At 29.0% G+C, this 13,164-nt stretch carries 10 protein-coding genes; 7 read left to right on the plus strand and 3 right to left on the minus strand.

Annotated elements, in window-relative coordinates; all coding sequences use genetic code 11:
* Positions 1 to 28: 28 nt before the first annotated feature.
* From rnpA to ABYI63_RS05015, 4 genes are all read left to right on the plus strand, one after another.
* A complete protein-coding gene (rnpA, locus tag ABYI63_RS05000) occupies positions 29 to 415 on the plus strand; it encodes a ribonuclease P protein component (RefSeq protein WP_372754083.1) in 387 nt (128 codons plus the stop codon).
* Positions 416 to 417: 2 nt separating this feature from the next.
* Positions 418 to 2,052, plus strand: a complete 1,635-nt coding sequence (locus ABYI63_RS05005) for a S41 family peptidase (protein ID WP_372754085.1) — start codon at positions 418 to 420, stop codon at positions 2,050 to 2,052.
* A gap of 108 nt (positions 2,053 to 2,160) precedes the next feature.
* Positions 2,161 to 3,024, plus strand: coding sequence for an OmpA family protein (locus tag ABYI63_RS05010; protein ID WP_372754087.1), 864 nt, complete (start codon positions 2,161 to 2,163; stop codon positions 3,022 to 3,024).
* Positions 3,011 to 4,420 carry a T9SS type B sorting domain-containing protein gene (locus ABYI63_RS05015; protein ID WP_372754089.1) on the plus strand — a complete coding sequence of 470 codons (1,410 nt, stop codon included), beginning with the start codon at positions 3,011 to 3,013 and terminating at the stop codon, positions 4,418 to 4,420. Before ABYI63_RS05010 ends, ABYI63_RS05015 begins: the two co-directional genes overlap by 14 nt.
* A 16-nt stretch (positions 4,421 to 4,436) precedes the next feature.
* Here the strand turns inward: ABYI63_RS05015 and ABYI63_RS05020 are convergent, their stop codons facing one another.
* The 3 genes from ABYI63_RS05020 to rpiB form a co-directional block, all read right to left on the minus strand.
* On the minus strand, positions 4,437 to 4,880 hold the full coding sequence (locus ABYI63_RS05020; RefSeq protein WP_372754187.1) for a GNAT family N-acetyltransferase: 444 nt from the start codon (positions 4,878 to 4,880) through the stop codon (positions 4,437 to 4,439).
* A 79-nt stretch (positions 4,881 to 4,959) separates the two neighbouring features.
* Positions 4,960 to 5,874, minus strand: a complete 915-nt coding sequence (locus ABYI63_RS05025; protein ID WP_372754091.1) for a cation diffusion facilitator family transporter — start codon at positions 5,872 to 5,874, stop codon at positions 4,960 to 4,962.
* Positions 5,875 to 6,309, minus strand: a complete 435-nt coding sequence (gene rpiB / locus ABYI63_RS05030; protein WP_372754093.1) for a ribose 5-phosphate isomerase B — start codon at positions 6,307 to 6,309, stop codon at positions 5,875 to 5,877. It abuts the gene before it with no gap.
* A gap of 557 nt (positions 6,310 to 6,866) precedes the next feature.
* Here rpiB and ABYI63_RS05035 point away from each other — a divergent pair.
* The 3 genes from ABYI63_RS05035 (at position 6,867) to ABYI63_RS05045 (ending at position 13,154) form a co-directional block, all read left to right on the plus strand.
* On the plus strand, positions 6,867 to 8,288 hold the full coding sequence (locus tag ABYI63_RS05035) for a T9SS type A sorting domain-containing protein (RefSeq protein ID WP_372754095.1): 1,422 nt from the start codon (positions 6,867 to 6,869) through the stop codon (positions 8,286 to 8,288).
* Between the two features lie 198 nt (positions 8,289 to 8,486).
* Entirely contained in the window at positions 8,487 to 10,691 is a 2,205-nt protein-coding gene (gene rnr, locus ABYI63_RS05040; RefSeq protein ID WP_372754097.1) for a ribonuclease R, read from the plus strand.
* A gap of 243 nt (positions 10,692 to 10,934) precedes the next feature.
* The gene (locus ABYI63_RS05045; RefSeq protein ID WP_372754099.1) at positions 10,935 to 13,154 is read left to right on the plus strand and encodes an FUSC family protein; all 2,220 of its coding nucleotides are present in this window, start codon (positions 10,935 to 10,937) and stop codon (positions 13,152 to 13,154) included.
* The last annotated feature ends 10 nt before the right edge of the window (positions 13,155 to 13,164 follow it).

Below are 13,164 nucleotides of genomic sequence, written 5' to 3' on the forward strand. Positions count from 1 at the left end.
TACCTTTGAATTTTTAAAACCCTTTACCTTGAAATTTACCTTCAACAAAAAAGAAAAACTAAAAAGTAAAAAACTAATAGACCAATTGTTTACAGAAGGTAAATCAATTTCAGCTTTTCCATTGCGTTTAGTGTATTTACCCACTACCTTTAGTGAAGCTGTTCAAACAAAAACAGGCGTTTCTGTTAGTAAACGTTTTTTTAAAACTGCTGTAGATAGAAATCGTATAAAACGCTTAATGCGAGAATCTTACAGGCTAAACAAATCTGTTTATTTTAACAATTTAACAACATCCTACGCGTTTATGATTTTGTACATTGGCAAAGACAAACCTACATTAACCCAAGTTGAAACCCGAATGAAACTACTTTTTGAAAAATTTTCAAAAAACATTTCTGAAGAAAAATATAAATAGTGATGAAGAAATTATTGAAAAAAAGAGTGATAATACCCGTTATAGCGAGTGCCTTATTTATAACAACAACGGCATTTAGAAACGATTTTTTTGAAATAGCGAAACAAATTGAAATTTTTACCACACTATTTAAGGAACTCAACATGAATTATGTTGATGAAACCAACCCAGGCGATTTAATGGACACAGCCATAAAGAGTATGTTAGCCGATCTAGATCCGTACACAAACTTTATGAATGAACAGGATGTAGAAGCTGCTAGAATTAACAATACAGGCGATTATACAGGTATTGGAGCCAAAGTAAAAACCTTGAAAGATAAACTAATAATCGTTGAACCTTACAAAGATTATCCAGCAGATAAGGCCGGTTTAAAAGCAGGTGACGAAATAATAAAAGTAGGCAACACCCTTATAGAAACTTATAAGGAAGATGCAGGCGAACTATTAAAAGGAGCTACAGATACCTCGGTAGAAGTTACTTATAAACGCCAAGGTAAAACACAAACAGCAAGTATTAAACGTGCAGAGGTGGAAATAAAAGCAGTGCCTCATTTTTCTATGGTAAATGCTAAAACAGGATATATTGTATTAAGTCGTTTTAACAGTAAAGCTTCTTCTGAAACTAATTATGCCTTACGCGATTTAAAAGCACAAGGAGCTGAACGAATTATTTTAGATGTTCGTGGAAACCCAGGTGGATTACTAAATGAAGCCATTAATATTGTGAATTTGTTTGTACCAAAAGGCCAATTAGTAGTTACAACAAAATCTAAAGTTAAAAAATATAACAAAACATATTATACCCAAAACGACCCAATAGATACTAACATTCCGTTAGTTATTTTAATTGATGAAGGCAGTGCTTCGGCAAGCGAAATTGTTTCCGGCGCATTACAAGATTTAGACCGTGCCGTTATTGTTGGTTCTAGAAGTTTTGGAAAAGGGTTAGTACAACGTCCAAAAGAATTGGTATATGGTACGCAAGTTAAAATAACTATTTCACGATATTATACGCCTTCTGGCAGGTGTATTCAAGCACTTGATTATTGGCATAGAAATGATAAAGGAGAAGCCGTTCGTGTAAAACAAGAAAACTACAACGAGTTTAAAACTAAAAATGGTAGAAAAGTTTTTGATGGTGGTGGTGTTTTTCCTGATGTTAATGTTTCTGCTACCAAAAATTCATCTATTATAAATGCTATTGTTAATAACGATTTAGTTTTCAATTACGCAACAAACTACTATTACAACCATGATGTAAAAGATGTTAATAATTTACAACTTAATGATACTGATTTTGTTAATTTCAAAAATTTCTTAAAAACCAATAACTTTTCATTTGTAACTGCTACTGAAAAAGCATTAGCCAAAGCTCTTGAAGCAGCTAAAAATGAAGACTTAGATGATAATATTAAATCTGATTACAACTTACTAATAACTAATTTGAACAAATCGAAATCTACCGTTATCGATGAAAATAAAGCCTATTTATTACAATTATTAACAGAAGAAATTGTTAAACGTTATGTGTACCGTGAAGGTTTGTATGATTATTATAAAATTCATGATCCTGAAATAAAAAAGGCAACTGAAATTCTTACAAATCAAACTACCTATTATAGCTTTCTAAAATAAAAAATAGGCTTTCATCCTGTTGTACAAGTAGTTAATCTTAAATACGCTGTAATTTTATATAAAATACGTATTAAATAGTATATTTATATTCCGTTTCAGTCCCCTACTATGTATAAATTGCTGTTTTTTTTATTAATAACACTTCACTCTGCAACCGTTTTTTCTCAAAAAGAATTAACACATGAAGTTTATTTTGATACTGATAAATACGCCATTCCTTCAACCGAAGAAAGTCGCCTATTATTATTCATTTCTAGCTTAGCTGATGTTGATATCGAATCCATCTCTATTTTTGGTTTTTGTGATGATATTGGTGCCGTTTCCTATAATTTAAGACTATCCCAACAACGTGCTGACGCTATCAAAACCGTATTTTCTAACAATGAAATTAGTGAAGAATTAATAACAAATGTAGACGGTAAAGGCAAAATTTTATTAAAAATTGTTGAAGAAAAAAACATTGTAAAAATTAGAGGATTAAATAGAAAAGTAGAAATTATTGTTAAGCCTAAACCAATAAAAGTTGTAGAAGTTAACACTGAAAAAGAAGTACTTAAGGTTGAAGAACCTAAAAAGAAAGAAATTCAAGAAGTATTAAAAGGAGATTTAAAAGTAGGCGATAAAATTATTTTTGATACCATTTTATTTAAAACTGGTTATAGCCAAGTGATGCCAGAATCTAAAAAAACATTGGAACAAATTGCAAATATTTTAGTGGATAGAAAAGACCTATATTTCACCATTCAGGGTCATGTTTGTTGTACGCAAAATTCCAGAGATGCTGTTGATAGAAAAACAAACTTACGTAACCTTTCTGAAGCTCGTGCCGAATACATTTATAATTATTTCTCTAAAAAAGGAGTTGATAAAAAAAGGATGCGCCATTTAGGTTTGCGTCGAAAATTTCCGTTAGGTGGCGACCCAAAATTTGACCGACGTGTAGAAATTGTTATTACCTATGTGGTTAATTAAAGCATATATAAACAGTTTCTTTTTAATACTTTTTTGTGTTACAATCCATTCACAAAACACAACAATTCCAGACCCGAATTTTGAACAAGCTTTAATAGATTTAGGTTATGATTCTGCTCCTTTAAATGGAGTTGTTCCAACCTCAAATATTAATACAATTATCAATTTAGATGTTGCAAATAAAAATATTTCGGACTTAACAGGTATTGAAAACTTTACTAGTTTAACTATTTTAAATTGCTCTAAAAATTTACTTACTAGCCTAAATATTTCTAATAATACTAAACTATCTCAAATTTACTGTAGTTATAATAATTTAGCTGCTTTAGATGTTTCAAACCTACTGGATTTAAGTATTTTTTGGTGCGATAATAATCAATTATCAACCTTAAATATTACTAAAAATACTAAGCTAATATCACTTGTTTGTAATTCCAATAATCTTACTAATTTAGATGTATCAAAAAACATAAATTTGAATGTTTTCGTATGTAAAAACAATCAAATAACTAACCTAAATATTACTAAAAACACAAAGTTAAATAGATTTGAATGTGGGTTTAATTTAATTTCAAATTTAGATATTTCTAAAATTTCTAGTTTAACAATTTTAACATGTGAGAACAATAACATCTCTTTTCTAAATACAGAAACAAACAACAATTTAATAACTGTAAACTGTAGTAATAATTCAATTTCTGAATTAGATTTTTCTAGAACTAACAACCTTACAAGTCTAGATTGTAGCTCTAATAAATTATGCAAATTGAATCTTAAAAACGGAAATAATAGTAAAGCTACTGTAAATTTTAGTAATAATATTAATCTGAATTGTGTAGTTGTTGATAATCCTTTAAACATACCAACAACATGGGTTCCAAATAAATTTTTAAATTATGTAGATACCCAAAGTGAATGTAATTATTATGTAAATATAGATACCTTAAATAGCGTAATTACAAACACATCTTATATCTTACCTCCTCTTACTTATGGTCGTTATTTTACGGAATCTGGCGGTTTAGGTACTGCTTTAAATGCCGGAGATATCATAAATAAATCTCAAACAATTTATATATATAATACCTCCATTTGTGCTACAAAAGAAAGTAAATTTAAAATCTTAATTATTTCTGAAAACTATTATATTCCTAAATATTTTACACCAAATAATGATGGTACACATGATTTTTGGAAGGTGGAAGATTTTAATAATACTATAAAATCTATAGCTATTTTTAATAGAAATGGTAAGCTTTTAAAATTTTTATCAGCAAATTCAATAGGCTGGAATGGCACCTTTAATGGAAAACCATTAGAAACTAATGATTATTGGTATGCCATTACTTTAAATACAGGTGAAATTATTAAAGGACATTTTACCTTAAAACGTTAAACAAATACTTAAGTTATTATCCTTTTAACATAGCTATATGCGGAATATCATCTTCTAAATAGGTTTCACCATACTCAATAAAACCACAGTTATTATAAAAGGATTTTAAATGCGCCTGAGCAGATATCTTTATCTTTTTTAATTTAAAAATACTTTCAATAGCTTCAATGGAGGCTTTCATAATGTCGTAACCATAGTTATAATTCCGTTCGTTTTGGGCCACCACTACCCTACCAATACTGGCATATTCAAAATAATCACCTGGATTAAACAATCTTGTATAAGCAATAATTTTATTGTTTTTAATCCCTAATACATGTAATGCCTTTTCATCTTTCCCATCAATATCTTGATAAACACAATTTTGTTCTACTACAAATACTTGGCTACGTAATTGTAAAATGCTATATAATTCTTGAATGCTTAATTCTGAAAAGGTTTTTACTTGAGTTTTTAGCATATTTTTAAATTCGTTATTACCAGACTTTTTAGATGATATTAATGAGAATCCCACGTCGTACCTTTTTTAAAAAAGATTTTTAATCCTGAACAATTACTTCTTTGGAATCATTTTTATTGAATTCAGGTTGAATAGTTACATGGTTAATATCATATTGTTCATGTAAAAAGACTTCAATATCCTGTAAAATAGCGTCAAATTCTGTAATTGATACATCTTCAGTTAAATCTAAATGCGCTTCTAAATGCAATTCATTATCACTTAAATTCCAAATATGTACATGGTGCAAACGCTTTACTTTTGGTATTTGATTCACGTTGTTAACAACCTCTTTAATATTTATATGACTTGGTGTAAAAAGCATCAGCATTTTTGTAGAGGTTTTTAGTAAATCGTAACCCATCCAAATTAAATACAATGCTATTAAAAAAGTTAACAAACTATCTACCCAAAATACCTGGTAAAATTTCATTAACAAACCACCAATTAACACCGCCACACTTGCCATCATATCGGTTAACAAATGTAGATAGGCGCTTCGCATATTGATATTGTTTTTAGCATCCTTCTTTAATAACAATACGCTTAAACCGTTAGCAACTATACCTAAAACAGATAACCAAATTACTAAACCTGATTTAATAATTTCCGGATTTTGAAAACGTTTAACAGCTTCAATTATTAATAAAATAGCAACAATTATTAATGTAGAAGCATTTATAAACGCTGCTAAAATTTCGGCCCGTTTATAACCAAAAGTTCGTTGAATAGAGGCTTCTTTTTTAGAAAGCTTATTAGCAACATAACTAACTATTAAAGATAATACATCACTAAAATTATGTAGCGCATCGCTTAATAAAGCTAAACTACCTGAAATGATACCTCCTATAACTTGCGAAGCTGTTATAAGAATGTTTAAAAGTATAGAAATTAAAAGATTCCTACCTTTTAAATCGTTATGATCATGTGCATGGTGATGATGCGAATGGGACATTTAACAAGAAACAGGAATTTTATCGATACGGTTTTGATGACGGCCACCTTCAAATTCTGTATTTAAAAATACATCAACCATTTCTACAGCTTGCTGTATAGCGGTAAAACGCGCCGGAATACATAAAATATTAGCATTGTTATGGCTACGTATTAAATGAACAATTTCTTTATTCCAGCATAAACCTGCACGTATTTTTTGATGCTTATTAGCAGTCATAGCAACACCATTAGCACTACCGCAAATTAAAATACCAAAATCTGCTTTGTTATTAACAACATCTTCAGCAACTGGATGTACAAAATCGGCATAATCAACACTATCATTAGAATCGGTTCCGTAATTATTAACAGTATAACCCTTTGATTCTAAATGTTTTAAAATAGCGAATTTATAATCGGTACCAGCGTGATCGTTTCCTATAGCAATATTCATTTATATAAATTTAATGTAAATCTATACAAAGGTAATAATTATAAACTATGTGTATTATAGTATTGATTACTTGTTAATAAGTGTTGATAATTTTTTAAAATTAAAATATTGAAAATCCATTTAATTTTCCAATCAAAAACCGACATGAATTCTCCAAAAATTTAACTCACTTTTTTTTTTAATGTTATAAGCCATCAAATGATTTATATGAACACCGGTTTTTAAACTATTTATTAATAATTAACAGGGATTTTAAGTTGTTAACAACTGTTTATATAATTTTAAAATTCATTAATAATGAAGCTTTTAAAAGAAATTGCATTGTTAATTACCTATTAATAGAATGTAAATTTAATGTAATCAAAATAAAATTTAAAAAAGTTATACCGCTATTAACATACTATAATAACAATCATTATTTTTTTTAAAATTTTAAAAGAAATATTTAATATAGTATATAATGTGGATAACTTCATTTATAACGTGTATTTCATTTAACTTTATAAATTCAATGTGGTAAAAACTGAAATATATATATAGAAATATAATTTATAGGCATGAAACATTATTACTTTACTGCGTGTTTATTTATAAGTATAACACTTACGGCTCAAAAAACTTATATACCTGATCGTAATTTTGAACAAGCCTTAATTGATTTAGGGTATGATACGGTTTTGGACAAGTTTGTGCTAACAGAAAATATTAAGTCTATTGTAAATTTAAATATTTCTTATAAAGGTATTAGTTCTTTAACTGGCATTAGTTCTTTTGAAAGTTTAGAAGTATTAATTTGTTCTAACAATAATATATCGAGCTTAAACTTAAGTTCCAACCCAGCTTTAAAATATTTAGATTGTAGTGGAAGTAACATAACGAGCTTAAATCTAAACTCCAATACGGCATTAGAAACATTGTATTGTTCTGAAAATAATATAACGAGCTTAAAATTAAGCTCCAACCCAGCTTTAATTAATTTATACTGTTCTTACAATAATATAACAAGCTTAGACTTAAGCTCTAGCTTATCTTTAGAATCATTGTATTGCTCTAAAAACAATATAACAAACTTAAATTTAAGATCTAATGTAGCTTTATTAAGATTGGATTGTGCTTACAATGATTTAACGAGTTTAGATTTAAGCTCCAACCAAGCTTTAAAAGTGTTAATTTGCTCTTTTAATAATAATTTAACAAGCTTAGACTTAAAATCTAATCCTGCTTTAGAAGGACTGTATTGCTGGAGTAATAATATGTTGAGCCTAAATTTAAGTTCCAATCCTGTATTAAAATATTTGGAATGCCCATCCAATAATTTAACGAGTTTAGATTTAAGCTCTAACCCGTATTTAGAATCATTGAATTGTGTCCAAAATAATATAACAAATTTAGACTTAAGCTCCAATCCATCTTTAAAAAGATTGTATTGCTTAAGAAATAATATAACAAGTTTAAATTTAGGTTCCAATTCAGTTTTAATAGAATTACATTGCGGTTTCAATAAAATAACGAGTCTAGATTTAAATTCTACACCGTTTTTAGAAAGACTGACGTGTAGTAACAATGAATTAGAGACTTTAAATGTAAAGAATGGTAATAACACTAAACTTTATACATTTTACGTCTTAAACAATCCAAACTTAACCTGTATAGAGGTAGATAATGTTACCTATAGTAGTACGTATTGGCTAGACAAAGATGCTACGGCTAGTTTTAGTACATCATGTTCAGAGCTATCCATAACTGATTTAGATTTTGATAGTTTCCAATTATACCCCAACCCTGTTTCAGATGTGTTAAACATAAATTTAAATAAAGGTTTTGAGTTAAAACAAGTTAATATTTATAACATTCAAAGTCAATATTTGTATTCAACAAAAGCATTAAAAATTGATACTAAAAACTTATCATCCGGTACGTACTTTATAGAAGTAGAGACCAATAAAGGAAAATCCGCTAAAAAAATTGTCGTTGAGTAAAAAAAATATGGGTATTACGAAGGGTTTCTATTTAATGGGAAACCCTTTCTTTTTATAAAGTTAACTTTAACAAAACACCATTAAAAATTTAAATCGTAGCTTTGTATAAAATAAATAGCAAATCTTCTCCTAAACCAACGCTATTTAATAACAGAATTTCCACTATCTTAGGAAACGACTATGAATTACAAAAAATAAATGACAAAAAAGAAAAAAGGGAAATCCAAAAGTAAAGGTATTTCCAACCTTACAAATACGATTCTAAGTATATTAAAAAAAGATAGAAATCAATCTTACAATTACAAACAAATTGCTGCTAAACTAGGCGTAAATGATGCCAGTAGCCGCAACCAGATAATAAAAAAATTACGCGATTTACAAGGTAAAAAAGAAATTGAAGAAGTAGAACGTGGCAAGTTTAAAGCAGTTATTAACACCGAATACCATACTGGTAAACTAGATTTAGCTTCAAAAGGAAACGGTTATATTATTTCCGATGATTTTGAAGATGATGTATTTGTAGCCTCAAACAACATAAACAAAGCTTTAAATGGCGATGAAGTAGAATTTTATGTTTACAAACGCCGTCATCGTGGTAAGTTAGAAGGCGAAATAACGCAAGTTTTAAAACGTGATAAAAGTGAGTATGTTGGTACCATTCAAATTCATGAGAAAAAGAATTTTGCCTTTGTAGTTGCCGATAGTAATAAAATGTACAAAGATATTTTTGTACCTATCAACAAAATTAATAAAGCCGAAGATGGCGATAAGGTATTAGTAAAACTAGAAGATTGGCCAGAGAACGCCGATTCGCCTTATGGCTCAGTAGTTCAAGTACTTGGTAAACCAGGAGACCATAATACCGAAATTCATTCTATTTTAGCCGAGTATGGTTTGCCTCACGAATTTCCACACGAAGTTGAAGAGTTTGCAAATAAAATAGATACCTCTATAACCCAAGAAGAAATTTCGAAACGCCGCGATATGCGTGAAGATTTAACTTTCACCATCGATCCAAAAGATGCCAAAGATTTTGATGATGCCCTTTCGTTTAAAGTGTTGAAAAATGGTTTGTATGAAATAGGAATTCATATTGCAGATGTATCGCATTATTTACAAGAAGGTACTGTTTTGGATGATGAAGCTTACGAACGCGCTACCTCTATTTATTTGGTAGATCGTGTGGTTCCCATGCTTCCGGAAGTATTATCAAATAACGCTTGTTCATTACGTCCGCATGAAGAAAAGTTAACCTTTTCTGCGGTGTTTCAAATGAATGATAAATGTGAAATTAAAAACGAATGGTTTGGTAGAACCGTAACCTATAGCGATGCCCGTTTTGCTTATGAAGAAGCGCAAGCAATTATAGAATCGAAATCTAATACAATTCCTAAAGACGTATCTCTTACGGGAGAAACTTATAACACCTCAGAAGACATTGCTACAGCCATCCTAAAAATGGATGAACTTGCTAAAATTATGCGTGCAAAACGCATGAGTTCTGGAGCTATTTCTTTTGATAAAGTTGAAGTAAAATTCGATTTAGATGAACATGCAAACCCTGTTGGTGTATTTTTTAAAACCAGTAAAGATGCTAATAAATTAATTGAAGAATTTATGTTGTTAGCAAACCGAAAAGTATCAGAATTTGTTGGAAAAAAAGAACCAAAACGCACCTTTGTATACCGTGTACATGATGAACCAGATGATAGTAAACTAGCTAATTTACAAGGTATTGTATCTAAATTTGGTTATAAATTAAATTTTAAAGATCGTAAAACAACATCGGCCTCACTTAACTTTTTATTGAAGGAAGTAAATGGTAAAAAAGAACAAAATTTAGTAGATACTTTGGCAATTAGAAGTATGAGTAAAGCCGAATATTCTACACATAATATTGGTCATTATGGTTTGGCGTTTAATTATTACAGTCATTTTACCTCCCCTATCCGTCGTTATCCTGATGTGATGGCGCATCGATTACTTCAGCATTATTTAGATGGTGGAAAATCGGCTAACGAAGATGTTTACGAAGATAAATGTAACCATTCCAGTAATATGGAAAATTTAGCTACCAAAGCAGAACGCGATTCTATAAAATACATGCAAATTAAATTCATGCAAGATCATAAAGATGAAAATTTTGTAGGTGTTATTTCTGGTGTAACCGATTGGGGTATTTATGTTGAAATTATTTCGAATAAATGTGAAGGTATGGTTAGTGTTCGCGATATGAAAGACGATCATTACGCATTCGATCAAGATTTGTATGCTATGGTTGGTAGAAATACAAAAACCATGTATCAACTTGGTGATGAAGTGGTTGTGAAAGTAAAGAACACCGATTTAGTTAAAAAACACCTCGATTTCAATTTAATTGGTAAGCACGAAGATCAGGTTTAAATATATTTAACATGTTGCCATAGCTGTACAACTAATGTATAGCTATGGTAATATATTATTGCGCTCATTTTTTATAAATTGTTCTTAATCAACCACCTTCTGGTTAATAAAATTTAGCGCTTTAATTTTCAGTATCTATAAAATTTTAGCTGTTAATTTCTTAAAATATATTTTAAAATTAAATATTCTAAATTAAAAGACTTAGCTAAAAATACTTCATAAATTTGAAGCTTAATTTAATTTATGATTAATAATTTAATTAGGTATTTTAAGAGTATCCATTTTATTAAAGCATTTGTAATTGCTTTAGCCATGGCTATTCCTGTGTTAATATCTATTTATTTTTTTGATAGACTAGATATTGGCTTTAGTATTGCCTTAGGAACCATTTTGTGCGCACCATCCGATATTCCTGGTAGTTTAAAACATAAGTTTTATGGCATTTTAACTTCAATAATTTTAGCTTTTTCAATAACGCTGTTAATAAGATATTTTAGTAGTAGTTTCTACATCCTTATTCCCTTATTAATAATTTTAGTTTTTTTAGTTTCTTATATTTCAGTATTTGGCTTTAGGGCATCTTTAATTTCATTAACAGGTTTATTGTCCTTTGTTTTAGCTTTTACACAGCAAAGTGCAGAAATATCAATTTTAGAACATGCATTATTTATTGCATTAGGTGGTATTTGGTATTTGTTTCTCAATATTTTAGCTCAATTTGCTTTACCTAAAGCACAAGTAGATTTTTTGTTTGTTGAATTAATTGAAAAAACAGCTCAATTTGTAAAAATCCGAGGAAAACTTTTGGTTGAAAGTGATGATAGAACTAATCTTTTAGAACAGCTTTTTAAGCTTCAAACAGAGATTAATGAACTTCATGAAACCATAAGAGAAGTTATTTTAGAAAAAAGATTAAGCTCTGGTTTTAGTAACAGAACCAGAAGACAGCAACTCATTTTTTCTAAAATTATGGAAATCTATGAGTTTGCTATTTCCAATACTGTAGATTATGAAAAGTTTGATGCCTTATTTAAAAATCATCCCGAAAAAGTAGATGAATTTAAATTATTAATTTTTGAAATATCAGAACGACTACATCATGTTTCTAAAGTTATTTTAAAAGAAGAAAAGCTTTCATTTTCTAATAATTTTAAAGTTTTATTAAAAAAAATAGATAACCATATTGAAATTTATAAAGTTAGTATTGGTTTACCGGAATCTAGAGAAGGTGTTATTTTTTTATTGAATTATAAAGCCTACCAGGAAAAACAAATAGATAACCTGAATGATATTTTTAGAATTTTAGATAATTATTCAAAAAACGATAAAATTAGGTCTATAAAAGATGCCGAACAGTTTATCACACCTCAAGATTATGATATTAGAAAGCTGAGTGTAAATTTTAGTTTTAAATCTCCTATTTTCAGGCATTCGCTAAGGTTAACCTTAACGATGTTGATTGGTTTTATTATCGGTCATGTTATTGAAATGCAGCAATCGTACTGGATTTTGTTAACAATAGTGGTTATTATGAGGCCTAGTTATGGCTTAACCAAAGAAAGAACCAAACAACGTGTTGTAGGTACATTAATTGGTGCTGCAATTGGTGTTGGTATTGTGTTGTTAACACAAAATGTAATTATTTACGCTTTAATTGCTGTGGTATCATTTATAATTGGTTTTTCTTTAGTAAAAAACAACTACCGAAATGCAGCGGCATTCATTACCATGTATGTTATTTTTATGTTTGCTTTAATGACGCCAAATATATTAACAGTTATAAAATTTAGGGTGTTTGATACCTTAATAGGTTCTTCCCTAGCCTTTTTAGGAAATTACTTTTTTTGGCCAGCTTGGGAATCTAAAAACATCAAGGAATATTTTTCCAATTCAATTCAAGCCTTTTCAGATTTTTTTAAAGAGATAGATACGTTGTATCATGTAAAAGGCGAGGTTTCTACAGCCTATAGTTTAGCTAGAAAAGAGGCTTTTTTACAAGTAGGTAATTTAAATGCCGCTTATCAAAGATTAATTCAAGACCCAAAATCAAAACAAGAAAATGCTGCTTTAATTTATGAGCTTATTTCAATTTTTAATACCTATTTGTCGTCGCTTTCAGCATTAGGAATGTTTATTAGAACCAACGAAACCGGTAAGGTACCCGAACAATTTGAAGTTTATGTAAAGTATATTTTATTTAATTTAGATGAAGCATTATGTATTTTAAATAATGAAGCGATAAAAGGCATTCCTTTAGATAGAGAAGCATTAGCTTTGGCTTCAAAAAATTATGAAGATTATTTTCAAAATTTAGCTGCAGTGCGAGACAAAGAAATTGAAAAAGGTTTACCAATTTCTAAAAAAATGAGACAACAACTACACGAAACCCAATTAGTTTCTGAACAAGTTAGATGGTTATTTAACCTATCGGAAAGTTTAGTTAAGAAATTAAGAAAAATTTAATTTTAAAAAC

Origin of the sequence: Mariniflexile sp. (assembly GCF_041583155.1) — a bacterium.
Taxonomy (GTDB): Bacteria; Bacteroidota; Bacteroidia; order Flavobacteriales; family Flavobacteriaceae; genus Mariniflexile.